The sequence below is a fragment of the Pseudomonas marginalis genome, from assembly GCF_001645105.1.
Lineage (GTDB): Bacteria > Pseudomonadota > Gammaproteobacteria > Pseudomonadales > Pseudomonadaceae > Aquipseudomonas > Aquipseudomonas petroselini.
In genome coordinates, this window is sequence record NZ_LKEG01000053.1 from 65,188 (window position 1) to 79,185 (window position 13,998).

Annotated in this window: 14 protein-coding genes; 13 read left to right on the forward strand and 1 reads right to left on the reverse strand. The window is 60.1% G+C overall.

The features are described 5' to 3' along the window. Window positions 1–77: 77 nt before the first annotated feature. From tilS to ispD, 6 genes are all read left to right on the forward strand, one after another. Entirely contained in the window at window positions 78–1,397 is a 1,320-nt protein-coding gene (gene tilS / locus AO064_RS25165; protein ID WP_064054966.1) for a tRNA lysidine(34) synthetase TilS, read from the forward strand. A gap of 273 nt (window positions 1,398–1,670) precedes the next feature. Further along, entirely contained in the window at window positions 1,671–3,302 is a 1,632-nt protein-coding gene (locus AO064_RS25170) for a CTP synthase (protein WP_012722609.1), read from the forward strand. Window positions 3,303–3,307: 5 nt separating this feature from the next. Continuing rightward, complete coding sequence (kdsA, locus tag AO064_RS25175; protein ID WP_010212442.1) at window positions 3,308–4,153, forward strand: 3-deoxy-8-phosphooctulonate synthase; 846 nt, start codon at window positions 3,308–3,310, stop codon at window positions 4,151–4,153. Window positions 4,154–4,310: 157 nt separating this feature from the next. After that, window positions 4,311–5,600 carry a phosphopyruvate hydratase gene (gene eno / locus AO064_RS25180; RefSeq protein ID WP_003189193.1) on the forward strand — a complete coding sequence of 430 codons (1,290 nt, stop codon included), beginning with the start codon at window positions 4,311–4,313 and terminating at the stop codon, window positions 5,598–5,600. A 180-nt stretch (window positions 5,601–5,780) separates the two neighbouring features. After that, window positions 5,781–6,059: a cell division protein FtsB gene (gene ftsB, locus AO064_RS25185; RefSeq protein ID WP_003231201.1), complete on the forward strand. Its 279-nt coding sequence runs from the start codon at window positions 5,781–5,783 to the stop codon at window positions 6,057–6,059. Then, complete coding sequence (ispD, locus tag AO064_RS25190; protein ID WP_064054967.1) at window positions 6,056–6,763, forward strand: 2-C-methyl-D-erythritol 4-phosphate cytidylyltransferase; 708 nt, start codon at window positions 6,056–6,058, stop codon at window positions 6,761–6,763. The genes ftsB and ispD overlap by 4 nt, the downstream gene beginning before the upstream one ends. A 119-nt stretch (window positions 6,764–6,882) precedes the next feature. Here ispD and AO064_RS25195 read toward each other — a convergent pair whose 3' ends face one another. Then, window positions 6,883–7,779, reverse strand: a complete 897-nt coding sequence (locus tag AO064_RS25195; RefSeq protein ID WP_064054968.1) for a LysR substrate-binding domain-containing protein — start codon at window positions 7,777–7,779, stop codon at window positions 6,883–6,885. 109 nt (window positions 7,780–7,888) lie between these two features. Here AO064_RS25195 and AO064_RS25200 point away from each other — a divergent pair, with 109 nt between their 5' ends. The 7 genes from AO064_RS25200 to AO064_RS25230 all read left to right on the forward strand — a co-directional run bounded on the left by AO064_RS25200 (window position 7,889) and on the right by AO064_RS25230 (window position 13,896). Beyond that, the gene (locus AO064_RS25200) at window positions 7,889–9,001 is read left to right on the forward strand and encodes an S-(hydroxymethyl)glutathione dehydrogenase/class III alcohol dehydrogenase (RefSeq protein ID WP_012722612.1); all 1,113 of its coding nucleotides are present in this window, start codon (window positions 7,889–7,891) and stop codon (window positions 8,999–9,001) included. An 8-nt stretch (window positions 9,002–9,009) separates the two neighbouring features. Continuing rightward, window positions 9,010–9,855 carry an S-formylglutathione hydrolase gene (fghA, locus tag AO064_RS25205; protein WP_064054969.1) on the forward strand — a complete coding sequence of 282 codons (846 nt, stop codon included), beginning with the start codon at window positions 9,010–9,012 and terminating at the stop codon, window positions 9,853–9,855. Between the two features lie 54 nt (window positions 9,856–9,909). Continuing rightward, the gene (gene ispF / locus AO064_RS25210) at window positions 9,910–10,383 is read left to right on the forward strand and encodes a 2-C-methyl-D-erythritol 2,4-cyclodiphosphate synthase (protein WP_012722614.1); all 474 of its coding nucleotides are present in this window, start codon (window positions 9,910–9,912) and stop codon (window positions 10,381–10,383) included. Next, on the forward strand, window positions 10,380–11,438 hold the full coding sequence (gene truD / locus AO064_RS25215) for a tRNA pseudouridine(13) synthase TruD (RefSeq protein WP_064054970.1): 1,059 nt from the start codon (window positions 10,380–10,382) through the stop codon (window positions 11,436–11,438). Before ispF ends, truD begins: the two co-directional genes overlap by 4 nt. After that, on the forward strand, window positions 11,426–12,175 hold the full coding sequence (gene surE, locus AO064_RS25220) for a 5'/3'-nucleotidase SurE (RefSeq protein ID WP_064054971.1): 750 nt from the start codon (window positions 11,426–11,428) through the stop codon (window positions 12,173–12,175). The genes truD and surE overlap by 13 nt, the downstream gene beginning before the upstream one ends. A 41-nt stretch (window positions 12,176–12,216) precedes the next feature. Beyond that, window positions 12,217–12,852: a protein-L-isoaspartate(D-aspartate) O-methyltransferase gene (locus AO064_RS25225; protein WP_010563544.1), complete on the forward strand. Its 636-nt coding sequence runs from the start codon at window positions 12,217–12,219 to the stop codon at window positions 12,850–12,852. Window positions 12,853–13,059: 207 nt separating this feature from the next. Next, window positions 13,060–13,896, forward strand: coding sequence for a peptidoglycan DD-metalloendopeptidase family protein (locus tag AO064_RS25230; protein ID WP_064054972.1), 837 nt, complete (start codon window positions 13,060–13,062; stop codon window positions 13,894–13,896). Window positions 13,897–13,998: the final 102 nt, after the last annotated feature.

A 13,998-nucleotide genomic window follows, 5' to 3' on the forward strand; every position in this document is an offset into this window, starting at 1 on the left:
TCGGGAGCAAGCCCCCTCCCACATTTGCTTTGTGTATGCTTGGTCAACGTATTCCAGATTTGCGGCGGTAATGTTTGATGAAGCCAACCCTGCCCGCCAAGCTCCTGCAAGCCCTGGCCCCCTGGCGCAGCGCCCCATCCTGGCACATCGCATTCTCCGGTGGCCTTGATTCCACCGTCCTGCTGCACCTCCTGGCCAATCTGGCCAACACCGACACCCTGCCGCCCCTCAGCGCTGTCCATGTCCACCACGGCCTGCAAACCGCCGCCGACGCGTGGCCTGCTCACTGCCAGTCGATATGCGACAACTTGGGTGTGCCTCTGCGCGTGATGCGCGTGCAGGTGCAACCCGGCGCCAGCCTTGAGCGGGCCGCCCGTGACGCGCGTTACCAGGCTTTTATCGAGGTGACCGGGGCAGGGCAGGTGTTGCTGACGGGCCAGCATCGCGACGATCAAGCGGAAACCCTGTTATTCCGCCTGCTGCGTGGGGCTGGGGTGCGCGGGCTGTCGGCGATGCCGGCGCAGCGCCCACTGGCGGCCGGCTATCTGGTGCGGCCCTTGTTGGAGGTCTCGCGGGCAGAGCTGGAAGCCTATGCCGAGGAGCATCAGCTCGAATGGATCGAAGACCCTTCCAACGTTGATTCGCGGTTTTCCCGTAATTACCTGCGTCACCGGGTGTTGCCGATGCTGACGGAGCGCTGGCCTCAAGCTGTCTCAAGCCTGGCCCGCACCGCTGAGCACTTGAGCGAAGCCCAGGGCCTGCTTGACGAGTTGGCAGTCATGGACCTGCAGGCCGCCGACCAACCGTCAGCGTTTCCCTGGCTGAGATTGCCGTCATTGACCCTCGCCCCCTTACGCAAGCTTTCCGACGCTCGCCAGCGCAATGCCCTGCGCCATTGGCTGACGCCACTGACCCGTCTGCCTGACAGCGACCACTGGGCCGGCTGGCATTCGCTACGTGACGCCAAGGCCGATGCACAGCCCCTGTGGCGCTTGGCCGATGGCGAGCTGCACCGTTGTGGTCAGCGCATCTGGTGGCTGCCCTCGACAGGGTCGGAATTTTCCGACGCAACGGTGAGCTGGCCCGATCCGCAAAAACCACTAGAGTTAGCCGGCAATGGTCAGTTGATACTCAGTGGTGAGGCGCCTGATGGTCCGTTGCAGGTCCGTTACCGCCAAGGCGGCGAAATCATCGAAGTGCCAGGTCGCGGTCGACGTGACTTGAAGCGCCTGCTTAACGAAAGTGGCTTGCCGGGCTTCGTCCGTGGCAGATTGCCGCTGCTGTATCAGGGCGAGCAATTGCTGGGTGTGCCCAGCCTTGCGGGACTTTGGCCAGCATCGAGCCATGACTGGCAATTACATTGGATGCCACAGACCTGCGATCAAGGTTTGAGCTGATAGAGCCTTTCCGGTAGACTACGCTCCCTTCTTGATACAACTTCTGTGGATTCGACTGAATCGCAGCAGTTGCCGATTACCAAGCAGTCTTTGCTGGGCGATTCCAAAAAATGTGTAGCGATCAACGTACCGGTGTTTCATTGCTGGTCTGTCACCACGCGGCGGTTTTTTTGAAAGGTGCACTGTGATTAATGCAGGTGATCGGGGGCTTCGGCCTTCCTTCGCTTTCCCCGGCGGCTCGGACCGCTTTAACGCAGACTTCTAGGGTTTTTCATGACGCGCTACATATTCGTCACGGGCGGTGTTGTTTCTTCATTGGGGAAAGGCATTGCCTCCGCTTCATTGGCGGCCATCCTGGAGGCGCGGGGACTTAAGGTCACCATGCTCAAGCTGGACCCGTACATCAACGTTGACCCGGGCACCATGAGCCCGTTCCAGCACGGTGAAGTGTTCGTCACCCACGACGGCGCCGAAACCGACCTGGACCTGGGCCACTACGAGCGGTTCATCCGCACGACCATGACCCAGAACAACAACTTCACCACCGGCCGTGTCTACGAGCACGTGCTGCGCAAAGAGCGTCGTGGTGACTACCTGGGTGCAACCATCCAGGTGATCCCGCACATCACCGACGAAATCAAGCGCCGCATCATCAAGGGTGCCGGCGATGCCGATGTGGCAATGGTCGAGATTGGTGGCACCGTGGGTGACATCGAGTCCCAACCGTTCCTCGAAGCCATCCGCCAGTTGCGTTTCGAAGTCGGCGCCAAACGCGCGATGCTGATGCACCTGACCCTGGTACCGTACATCGCCACCGCCGGCGAGACCAAGACCAAGCCTACCCAGCACTCGGTCAAGGAACTGCGTTCCATCGGCCTGCAACCGGACGTGCTGGTGTGCCGCTCCGATCACCCGATCGACATTTCCTCGCGTCGCAAGATCGCGCAATTCACCAACGTTGAAGAACGTGCGGTGATCGCGCTGGAAGACGCCGACACCATCTACAAGATCCCGGGCATCCTGCATTCGCAAGGCCTGGACGATTTTGTCGTCGAGCGTTTCGGCCTGCAATGCAATGGCGCGGACCTGTCCGAGTGGGAAGCCGTGGTCGACGCCAAGCTCAACCCTGAGCACGAAGTCACCATCGCCATGGTCGGCAAGTACATGGAACTGCTGGACGCGTACAAATCGCTGATTGAAGCGATGAGCCACGCCGGTATCAGCAACCGTACCAAGGTCAACCTGCGCTACATCGACTCAGAAGACATCGAGAACCAGGGCACCGCGCTGCTCGAAGGGGTTGATGCGATCCTCGTGCCTGGCGGTTTCGGCCTGCGTGGCGTGGAAGGCAAGATCACGGCCGTGCAATACGCTCGCGAGAACAAGGTGCCGTACCTGGGCATCTGCCTGGGCATGCAAGTGGCCGTTATCGAGTTCGCCCGTAACGTGCTGGGCTGGAAAGACGCCAACTCCACTGAATTCGACAGCAAGAGCGGCCACCCGGTCGTCGGCCTGATCACCGAGTGGGAAGATGCCACCGGTGCCGTCGAGACCCGTACCGAAGCTTCCGACCTGGGCGGCACCATGCGCCTCGGCGCGCAGGACTGCCTGCTGGAGCAAGGCTCGCTGGTTCACGATTGCTACGGCAAGGACGTGATCGTCGAGCGTCACCGCCACCGCTACGAAGTGAACAACAACCTGCTGCCGCAAATCAAAGAGGCTGGCCTGAAAATCTCCGGTCGCTCCGGTGATGGCGCGCTGGTGGAAGTGGTCGAGGCGCCGGATCATCCATGGTTCGTCGCGTGCCAGTTCCACCCTGAGTTCACCTCGACGCCGCGTGACGGTCACCCGTTGTTCAGCGGCTTCGTCAAAGCAGCACTGACGCAACATCAGAAGAAGGCGTAACCCTGATGGCCCAGAAGATCATTCGCGTAGGCGACATCGAGATTGCCAACGACAAGCCCATGGTGCTGTTCGGTGGCATGAACGTGCTGGAAAGCCGTGACATGGCGATGCAGGTCTGTGAAGAGTACGTAAAGGTCACCGAGAAACTCGGTATCCCTTACGTGTTCAAGGCCAGCTTCGACAAGGCCAACCGTTCGTCCGTGACCTCCTATCGCGGCCCGGGTCTTGAAGAAGGCATGCGGATCTTCCAGGACATCAAGCAAGCCTTCGGCGTGCCGATCATCACCGACGTCCACGAGCCTGAACAGGCTGCCGTGGTCGCCGAGGTGTGCGACATCATCCAGTTGCCGGCCTTCCTGTCGCGCCAGACTGACCTGGTCGTCGCGATGGCCAAGACCGGCGCTGTGATCAACATCAAGAAAGCCCAGTTCCTCGCACCTCAGGAGATGAAACACATCCTGAACAAGTGCGTGGAAGCGGGTAACGACCAGTTGATTCTCTGCGAGCGTGGTTCGAGCTTCGGCTACAACAACCTCGTGGTGGACATGCTCGGTTTCGGCATCATGAAACAGTTCGAATACCCGGTGTTCTTCGACGTGACCCACGCGCTGCAAATGCCGGGTGGCCGTGCCGATTCCGCTGGTGGGCGCCGTGCCCAGGTGCTGGACCTGGCCAAGGCGGGCATCAGCCAGTCCCTGGCGGGCTTGTTCCTGGAAGCCCACCCGGACCCGGACAACGCCAAATGCGACGGCCCATGCGCCCTGCGCCTGGACAAACTGGAGCCATTCCTGGCCCAGCTCAAGCAGTTGGACGAACTGGTCAAGAGTTTTCCGACGGTAGAGACCGCGTAAGCGCCATTTCTCCGGTAAAGTATCCCACGCTAAAAGCTCAGGCCCTCGGGCCTGGGCCTTGTCGCCTGCAAGCCTGCCCCGTTGTTCCACCCTTGCGGTCGGTCAAAAGATTTCCTTCAGCTGCGTCGTTTTCGTCAACTTTGGAGTGTTTACAACAATGGCAAAAATCGTCGACATCAAAGGTCGTGAAGTTCTCGACTCCCGTGGCAACCCCACCGTCGAAGCCGACGTGCTTCTCGATAACGGCATCATCGGCAGCGCCTGCGCGCCGTCCGGTGCTTCCACCGGTTCGCGCGAAGCGCTGGAACTGCGTGATGGCGACAAGAGCCGTTACCTGGGCAAGGGTGTTCTCAAGGCTGTAGCCAACATCAATGGCCCGATCCGTGACCTGTTGCTGGGCAAGGACCCGCTGGACCAGAAAGCCCTGGACCACGCGATGATCAAGCTCGACGGCACCGAAAACAAAGGCAGCCTGGGTGCCAACGCTATCCTCGCCGTGTCCCTGGCCGCCGCCAAGGCCGCTGCTCAGGACCAGGACCTGCCGCTGTACGCTCACATCGCCAACCTGAACGGTACCCCGGGTGTCTACTCGATGCCGGTGCCAATGATGAACATCATCAACGGTGGCGAGCACGCCGATAACAACGTCGACATCCAGGAATTCATGGTGCAGCCGGTGGGCGCCAAGTCCTTCTCCGAAGGCCTGCGCATGGGCACCGAGATTTTCCACCACCTCAAGGCTGTTCTGAAGGCCCGTGGCCTGAGCACTGCGGTGGGTGACGAAGGTGGTTTCGCTCCGAACCTGGCGTCCAACGAAGACGCACTGAAAGTGATCTCCGAAGCCGTGGCCAACGCAGGCTACAAGCTGGGCACCGACGTGACCCTGGCCCTGGACTGCGCGGCCAGCGAGTTCTACGAGGACGGTAAATACAACCTGTCCGGCGAAGGCCAGGTGTTCAACTCCGAAGGTTTCGCTGAATACCTGAAGGGCTTGACCCAGCGCTACCCGATCATCTCGATCGAAGATGGCCTGGACGAGTCCGATTGGGACGGCTGGAAAATCCTCACCGACAAGATCGGCGAGAAAATCCAACTGGTGGGCGACGACTTGTTCGTGACCAACACCAAGATCCTGAAAGAAGGCATCGATAAAAAGATCGCCAACTCGATCCTGATCAAGTTCAACCAGATCGGCACCCTGACCGAAACCCTGGAAGCCATCCAGATGGCCAAGGCGGCGGGCTACACGGCCGTGATCTCGCACCGCTCCGGCGAAACCGAAGATTCGACCATTGCCGACCTGGCCGTGGGCACTTCGGCGGGCCAGATCAAGACCGGTTCCCTGTGCCGTTCCGATCGCGTTTCCAAGTACAACCAATTGCTGCGTATCGAAGAGCAACTGGCTGGCAAGGCCAAGTACAACGGTCGCGGCGAGTTTCGCGGCTGATCGCTACATGGTAAAAATGGTAAAAGGTCGGCGGATTGCGTCGGAAAACTCACGACAGTGTGTATTTCGACGCTAATCTGATGGCTATCAAGCACAAGCCTGGTTCTTCCAGGCTTCGTGCTATCAGTTGCTGCAAAAGTTTTGCATGGCTGTTTTTTTTCACTGGATACCCGATATTCGATGCGCAGTCCCAATTGGTTGTTCCTCGTCTTGCTCTTGTTGCTGGCTGGCCTGCAATACCGCCTATGGGTGGGTAATGGCAGCTTTGCGCAGGTGAAAGACCTGACCGAGCAAATTGCTGCACAGCACGCCGAAAACGAGATCTTGCTGGAGCGCAACCGCGTCCTCGATGCCGAAGTGCTTGAGCTGAAAAAAGGCACGGAGACCGTTGAAGAGCGTGCTCGTCATGAACTGGGCATGGTCAAGGAGGGCGAAACCCTCTACCAGTTGGCCCAATGAGTCAGCGTTTGCCGGCCTTCTGGGCCGTGATTCCTGCCGCGGGCGTCGGTGCCCGTATGGCCGCGGACCGTCCCAAGCAGTACCTGCAATTGGGCGGGCGCACTATTCTCGAACACAGCCTCGGCTGTTTTCTCGACCATCCATCGCTCAAGGGCGTGGTGGTCAGTCTTGCTGCTGATGATCCCTACTGGCCCAGCCTGGCCTGTGCTGCCGACCCGCGTATCCAGCGTGCGGAGGGTGGTTCTGAGCGCTCTGGTTCAGTACTTAATGCACTGCTGCAACTCAATGCCTTGGGTGCCGGCGATGACGACTGGGTGTTGGTGCACGATGCTGCACGACCGAACCTGAGTCGCGATGATCTGGACAAGTTGCTCGCCGAACTGGCGGACGACCCGGTCGGCGGCTTGCTGGCCGTGCCGGCCCGCGATACGCTCAAGCGCGTCGACAAGCACGGGCGTGTGGTGGAAACCGTCGACCGTCGTCTGATCTGGCAAGCCTATACGCCGCAGATGTTCCGCCTGGGTGCTTTGCACCGTGCTTTGGCCGATAGCCTGGTAGCCGATGCGGTGATTACCGACGAAGCCTCGGCCATGGAATGGTCCGGACAGGCACCGCGCCTGATCGAAGGGCGCTCGGACAACATCAAGGTGACCCGGCCCGAAGATCTGGAATGGTTACGGCTGCGGTGGGCGAATCGCAGGTAGTCGCCTGTATCGTGTCGACTTCATCGGGGGCAAGCCCCTTCCCACATTTTGACCTGTGAACATATTCAAAGGTGGGAGGGGGCTACACCCCGATGAGGTCCGCCCAAACAACAATACAGTCAGCTGCTGTACTCCGGCCGCCCAGCCAGCCCCTCCTTCAAGAAATCCACCAGCTTCCTGACCTTCGGCGACAAATGCCGTTGCTGCGGATACAGCGCCCACACCGCCGTATTCGGCGGTTGATGTGCCTCCAGCAACGACACCAGCGCGCCACCGTGCAGATGCTCCAGCACATAATAGTCCGGCAATTGGCACAACCCGACGCCTTGTAGCGCTGCATCCAGCACCGCTTGACCGCTGTTGCAGCGCCAGTTTCCCTGCACACGCTGGGAAAATTCCCGCCCGTCCTGGGCCAGTTGCCAGATATCCGAGCTGCCGATCAGGCAGTTATGCCGACTCAACTCCGACAAACTATGTGGCCGCCCATACCGCGCCAGGTAGGACGGCGATGCGCACAGGTACATGCGTCTCGGCGCCAGCCGGCTGGCAACCATGCGCGAATCCTGCAGGCGCCCCAGGCGAATCGCGAGGTCGAGGCCTTCGTGCACCAAGTCCAATGGGCGGTTGCTCAGCTCGATATCCACCCGCAGTTGAGGGTAGAGCGCCATGAACCGTGTGACCAGCGGCACGATAAAGCGCTCGCCGTACGCCACGGCGCAGGTCATGCGTAACATGCCTTTGGGTTCGCTGGTGAGGTCGCCGACCGCGCGCAGAGCTTCTTCGCGACCATCCTGCAGGCGCTGGCAATGCTGCAGAAAGGTCTGGCCCGCTTCGGTCAGGGTCACTTTGCGCGTACTGCGATACAGCAGGCGTGTTTGCAGCCGCTCTTCCAGGCGTGCCACCTGCCGGCTGATATGGGACGACGACACGCCTAAGCGCTCGGCCGCCGCCGTAAATTGGCTGCATTCAGCCACGGCGACAAACTCGTCGATGCCTTCCCAGCGGTTTTCCAGCATGGCAATTATCCCTGTACAGCAATAAAGTTTTGCTTTTGTCTGGATTATTAATCAGATGGCCATGTTTTACACTCTAGGTCTCAGTTTTTAACTCCCTGGAGAAACCTGGATGATCAAGTCCCGCGCTGCCGTAGCCTTCGAAGCCAAGAAGCCCCTTGAGATCGTAGAGGTGGATGTCGCCATGCCCAAGGCTGGCGAAGTGCTGTTACGGGTGGTCGCGTCCGGTGTGTGCCATACCGACGCCTACACCCTGTCGGGTGCCGACCCGGAAGGCATCTTCCCGTCGATCCTCGGCCATGAAGGCGGTGCCGTGGTTGAAGCCATCGGCGAGGGTGTGACTTCCGTTGCGGTGGGTGATCATGTAATTCCGCTGTACACCCCGGAGTGCGGCAAGTGCAAATTCTGCCTGTCGGGCAAGACCAACCTCTGCCAGGCCATCCGCGCCACGCAGGGCAAAGGCCTGATGCCGGACGGCACTACACGCTTTTCCTACAAAGGTCAGCCGATTTTCCACTACATGGGCACCTCGACCTTCTCCGAATACACCGTGCTGCCGGAAATTTCCGTGGCCAAGATTCCTAAAGAAGCGCCGCTGGAAAAAGTCTGCCTGCTGGGCTGTGGCGTTACCACCGGTATCGGTGCGGTGATCAACACCGCCAAGGTCAAGCCGGGCGATACCGTGGCCATTTTCGGCCTCGGCGGTATCGGTCTGTCGGCCATTATTGGCGCGGTCAAAGCCAAGGCTGGCCGCATCATTGCCATCGATATCAACCCGGCCAAGTTCGAGATCGCCAAGCAACTCGGCGCCACTGACTGCATCAACCCGAAAGACTACGATCGCCCGATCCAGGACGTGATCGTCGACCTGACTGACGGTGGCGTGGACTTTTCCTTCGAATGTATCGGTAACGTGCAGTTGATGCGCGCTGCCCTCGAGTGCTGCCACAAAGGTTGGGGCGAGTCGGTGATCATCGGCGTGGCCGGTGCCGGCCAGGAAATCGCCACCCGTCCATTCCAACTGGTGACCGGTCGCGTCTGGCGCGGTTCGGCATTCGGTGGCGTGCGCGGCCGGACCGAGCTGCCAAGCTACGTGGAAATGGCTCAGACCGGCGAGATCCCGCTGGACACCTTCATCACCCACACCATGGGCCTGGAAGACATCAACAAAGCGTTTGACCTGATGCATGAAGGCAAGAGCATTCGTACCGTCATCCACTTCTGAGGTCGGCCATGAGTCTGGAAAACCTGTCGTGCCAGAAAAGCTTCGGCGGCTGGCATAAACGCTACAAGCATCATTCCGATGTGCTCGACTGCGACATGACGTTTGCCGTCTACCTGCCGCCGCAAGCGGAGCAGGGCGGCAAGCTGCCGGTGCTGTACTGGTTGTCCGGTCTCACCTGCACCGATGAGAACTTCATGCAGAAGGCCGGCGCCCAGCGCATGGCCGCCGAACTGGGGTTGATCATTGTTGCACCGGACACCAGCCCGCGTGGGCCGGGTGTGCCGGGTGACCCGGATAACGCCTGGGATTTCGGCCTCGGCGCCGGTTTCTATCTGAATGCCACCCAGGAACCTTGGGCCAAGCACTATCGGATGCATGACTACGTGGTGCAGGAATTGCCGGCATTGGTTGAAGCGCATTTCCCGGCTTCGGCTAAACGGGGCATCAGCGGCCACTCCATGGGCGGCCACGGTGCGTTGGTGTGTGCATTGCGCAACCCAGGGCGTTACCAATCGGTGTCGGCATTTTCGCCGATCAACAACCCGATGGATTGCCCCTGGGGTCAGAAAGCGTTCTCCCGTTACCTGGGTGAAGAACGTTCAAAATGGCGTGAGTGGGACGCCTGCGTGCTGATCAGCGAAGCGTCCGAAAAGCTGCCACTGCTGGTGGACCAGGGTGACCGCGACGATTTCCTCGCCGTGCAACTCAAGCCTGAAGCCTTGCAGCAAGCGGCCAAGGCGGCCAACCATCCGTTGGAACTGCGCCTGCAACCCGGCTACGACCACAGCTACTTCTTTATCGCCAGCTTCATCGAAGATCATTTGCGACACCATGGCCGTGCTTTGCTCGGTTAATGTGAGGCAAAAGTAGGTAGAATCACGCCCTGAATTAAATCGGGGCGTTTTTTTATGCGTATTGGCCACGGCTACGATGTGCACCGTTTCGCTGAAGGCGATTTCATCACCCTGGGCGGCGTGCGCATTGCGCACCACCATGGGTTGCTGGCTCATTCCGACGGCGACGTTGTGTTGCATGCCTTGAGCGATGCCTTGCTCGGCGCTGCGGCGTTGGGCGATATCGGCAAGCACTTTCCGGACACAGACCCGACCTTCAAAGGCGCGGACAGCCGTGTATTGCTGCGCCACGTTGTGGGCTTGATCCATGCCAAGGGCTGGAAAGTCGGTAACGTCGACAACACCATCGTGGCCCAGGCGCCGAAGATGGCGCCCCATATCGAATCGATGCGCGCACTGATTGCCGCTGACCTGCAAATTGAACTGGATCAAGTCAACGTGAAAGCCACCACTACCGAAAAACTCGGGTTTACCGGTCGTGAAGAGGGCATTGCGGTGCACTCCGTTGCCTTGTTGCTGCGCGCATGAACGACTTGGAACTGCTGGGCCCACGGGCGTATGGCGAGGCGTTGGGCAGCGCGGTGCTGAAGGCCACGGCTGAAGACTTCCAAGTCGACGAAGTGTTGGATATTCCGTTGACCGGCGAAGGCGAGCACCTGTGGTTATGGGTCGAGAAGCGCGGTCTCAATACCGAGGAAGCAGCGCGTCGGATCGCCAAAGCGGCCGGTGTGCCGTTGCGCACCGTCAGCTATGCCGGGCTCAAGGATCGCCAAGCGTTGACCCGCCAATGGTTCAGCGTGCAGCTACCGGGCAAGGCTGATCCGGACATGAGCGCGGCAGAAAACGACACGCTCAGGATCCTCAAGACCGGCCGCCACAAGCGCAAGCTGCAGCGCGGCGCGCATTCGGCCAATGGTTTCACCTTGCGCCTGACGCAGTTGGTCGGCGATACCGCCGCCATCGACGCGCGGTTGCAGCTGATCGCCCAGCATGGCATTCCGAACTACTTCGGCACCCAGCGCTTTGGCCATAACGGCGGCAACGTCGTCGACGCCCGCGAGTGGGCCGTGCGCAAGGCGTTGCCGGAGCAGCGCAATGTGCGTTCGCGCTTGTTGTCGACTGCGCGCAGTTATCTCTTCAACAAAGTGCTGGCGGCGCGGGTTGCCGAGGGTTCCTGGCAGCGCGCCCAGGTCGGCGACTTGCTGGCGTTCACCGACAGCCGCAGTTTTTTTCCGGCGGGGGAGGCTGAATGCAGCGACCCGCGCCTGGCGATTCTGGACCTACACCCCACCGGTCCGCAGTGGGGCGAAGGCGATTCACCTGCCAGTGGTGCAACCTTTGAGCTGGAACAGGCCATTGCCGCCGGCGAGGCCGACCTGCGCGATTGGCTGGTGAATGCCGGCATGAGCCAGGAACGTCGCATTCTGCGACTGCCCATTGGCGGTTTGACGTGGCATTATCCCTCGCTGGACATTCTGCAATTGGAATTCGTCCTGCCGGCCGGATGCTTCGCCACTGTCTTGGTGCGCGAGCTTGTTGATCTGGTGCCGGTGGGGCAGACGGACAACCCATGCGTATTCTGATATCAAACGATGACGGTGCCACCGCACCCGGTCTTGCCGCGCTCTATGCTGCGCTGGAAGATTATGCCGAGTGCGTGGTGGTCGCCCCCGACCAGGACAAGAGCGGCGCCAGCAGTTCGCTGACGCTCGACCGTCCGCTGCACCCGCAGGTCCTGGCCAATGGCTTTATCAGCGTGAACGGCACCCCCACCGATTGCGTCCACCTCGCCATCAACAGCCTGCTGGATCACGAGCCGGACCTGGTGGTGTCGGGTATCAACCTGGGCGCCAACCTGGGCGATGATGTGCTGTATTCCGGCACCGTGGCGGCGGCCCTTGAAGGGCGCTTCCTGGGGCGTACCGCATTCGCTTTTTCGTTTGCTTCGCACCAACTGGATAACCTGCCCACTGCGGCGTATTTCGCGCGCAAGCTGGTGGAGGCCCATGCCACCCTGGACTTGCCGCCGCGCACGGTGCTCAACGTCAATATCCCCAATTTGCCCCTCGATCATATTCGCGGCATCCAGCTGACGCGCCTGGGTCATCGTGCCCGTGCGGCGGCGCCGTTGAAGGTGGTCGACCCGCGTGGCAAGGAAGGCTATTGGATCGCCGCAGCGGGTGATGCCGAAGATGGCGGTGAGGGCACGGACTTTCATGCGGTGATGCAGGGTTATGTGTCGATTACTCCATTGCAATTTGATCGCACCTTCAGTGATGCCTTCAGTGGTCTCGATGGCTGGCTGGAGGGGCTGCGCTGATGGGCCGTGAACAAGACGACTTGCTGCGCAGGGGTATCGGGATGACGTCCCAGCGTACCCGTGAACGCTTGATCCAGCGCTTGTACGAAGAGGGTCTGTCAAACGCCCAAGTGCTGGAAGTGATCCGGCGTACGCCTCGGCACTTGTTTGTCGATGAGGCCTTGGCCCACCGCGCTTATGAAGACACGGCGCTGCCCATCGGCCATAACCAGACCATTTCCCAGCCGTACATGGTGGCACGCATGAGCGAGCTGCTGCTGGCGGCGGGGCCGTTGGACAAGGTGCTCGAAATCGGCACCGGCTCCGGCTACCAGACCGCCGTGCTTGCGCAGTTGGTCGAGCGGGTGTTCTCGGTGGAGCGCATCAAGGTGTTGCAAGACCGCGCCAAGGAGCGCCTGGTGGAACTGAACCTGCGCAACGTGGTGTTCCGCTGGGGCGATGGCTGGGAAGGTTGGCCGGCGCTGGCGCCGTACAACGGCATCATCGTGACTGCGGTGGCCACCGATGTGCCGCAAGCATTGCTCGATCAACTCGCTCCCGGCGGACGCCTGGTGATCCCGGTAGGCTCCGGTGAAGTGCAACAATTGATGCTCATTATCCGTGAGGACGAAGGTTTTTCCCGGCATGTGCTGGGGGCCGTGCGTTTTGTGCCGTTGCTCAATGGCCCGCTGGCGTGATCAATTTTTGCCGGCGGTGAATTCTGCTGGCGGGGATGTGTCTTACGGCGGGGTCTATTGAGTCAACATGACTGGCACGACGTTTAAACACGCTGAATGATTCGTTTCAGTCGTGTGCCGGTAAAACTTCAATGCCCAGTTATACTTGCGACATATTTCAAGCCTGATACAGGCATTCATGTTCAGCCACCACAAAGGGAGCGGCGGGTGAGTCTCACAGGTCTTGCGCAGCGTATGAGTAAAACAAGCTTTCATCGACTGGTGCTTGGCCTCGTCTTCAGTTCCGTGTTGGTAGGGTGCTCAAGCTCGCCAAGCAGCGGGGCGCGGGTGGTAGACCGTAATAACGCCGCACCGCAAAAGCCGACGGTAACCACCGGGCAGTATGTGGTGCGCAAGGGCGATACGATGTTCTCGATCGCCTTCCGTTATGGCTGGGACTACAAGGCGCTTGCAGCTCGTAACAATATTCCTGTGCCCTACACGATACATCCGGGTCAGACGATCCGTTTCGATGGACGTACCGGTTCAGCGCCTACGGCAGTTGTGACAAATACCGGATCTTCGCCCTCGTCCTCAAGCAAGACCACCATCATTACCCGGCCTGCCGGCACCGCCGCACCGACGGTTGCGAGCAAGCCCGCACCTGCGCCTTTACCGCCCGCCGGGCCCGCGCCGACCGGTTGGGGATGGCCTTCAAATGGAGTGTTGATTGGAAAATTCTCTTCAAACGGTAGTTTGAATAAAGGCATTGATATCGCCGGGGATTTGGGACAGCCTGTTTTAGCTGCGTCTGATGGGACGGTGGTGTACGCCGGGAGTGGTTTACGGGGCTACGGCGAGCTGGTCATCATCAAACACAGCGATACCTACGTCAGTGCTTACGGTCACAACCGTAGGCTGTTGGTTCGGGAGGGGCAGCAGGTCAAAGTCGGACAGACAATTGCCGAAATGGGGTCAACGGGTACAGACCGGGTGAAACTGCACTTTGAGATTCGCCGTCAAGGGAAGCCTGTAGATCCGCTGCAATTCCTACCCCGTCGTTGATGTGTTGCACAGCCTGTTCCCTCGCGTAGAAGGAACAGGCTCCAGCGTTGCCAAGGATAAAGGCGCCGCTTGAGCTTGAGGTCGAACTCACCAAAGGACTAT

Excerpts from the sequence above, each read along its gene's own strand:
- fghA (WP_064054969.1), top strand. The coding sequence starts at position 9,010 with ATGAGTCTGGAAAACCTGTCGTGCCAGAAAAGCTTCGGCGGCTGGCAT.
- kdsA (WP_010212442.1), top strand. The coding sequence starts at position 3,308 with ATGGCCCAGAAGATCATTCGCGTAGGCGACATCGAGATTGCCAACGAC.
- surE (WP_064054971.1), top strand. The coding sequence starts at position 11,426 with ATGCGTATTCTGATATCAAACGATGACGGTGCCACCGCACCCGGTCTT.
- ispD (WP_064054967.1), top strand. The coding sequence starts at position 6,056 with ATGAGTCAGCGTTTGCCGGCCTTCTGGGCCGTGATTCCTGCCGCGGGC.
- ispF (WP_012722614.1), top strand. The coding sequence starts at position 9,910 with ATGCGTATTGGCCACGGCTACGATGTGCACCGTTTCGCTGAAGGCGAT.
- AO064_RS25195 (WP_064054968.1), bottom strand. The coding sequence starts at position 7,779 with ATGCTGGAAAACCGCTGGGAAGGCATCGACGAGTTTGTCGCCGTGGCT.
- eno (WP_003189193.1), top strand. The coding sequence starts at position 4,311 with ATGGCAAAAATCGTCGACATCAAAGGTCGTGAAGTTCTCGACTCCCGT.
- AO064_RS25200 (WP_012722612.1), top strand. The coding sequence starts at position 7,889 with ATGATCAAGTCCCGCGCTGCCGTAGCCTTCGAAGCCAAGAAGCCCCTT.
- AO064_RS25170 (WP_012722609.1), top strand. The coding sequence starts at position 1,671 with ATGACGCGCTACATATTCGTCACGGGCGGTGTTGTTTCTTCATTGGGG.
- truD (WP_064054970.1), top strand. The coding sequence starts at position 10,380 with ATGAACGACTTGGAACTGCTGGGCCCACGGGCGTATGGCGAGGCGTTG.
- AO064_RS25225 (WP_010563544.1), top strand. The coding sequence starts at position 12,217 with ATGACGTCCCAGCGTACCCGTGAACGCTTGATCCAGCGCTTGTACGAA.
- tilS (WP_064054966.1), top strand. The coding sequence starts at position 78 with ATGAAGCCAACCCTGCCCGCCAAGCTCCTGCAAGCCCTGGCCCCCTGG.
- ftsB (WP_003231201.1), top strand. The coding sequence starts at position 5,781 with ATGCGCAGTCCCAATTGGTTGTTCCTCGTCTTGCTCTTGTTGCTGGCT.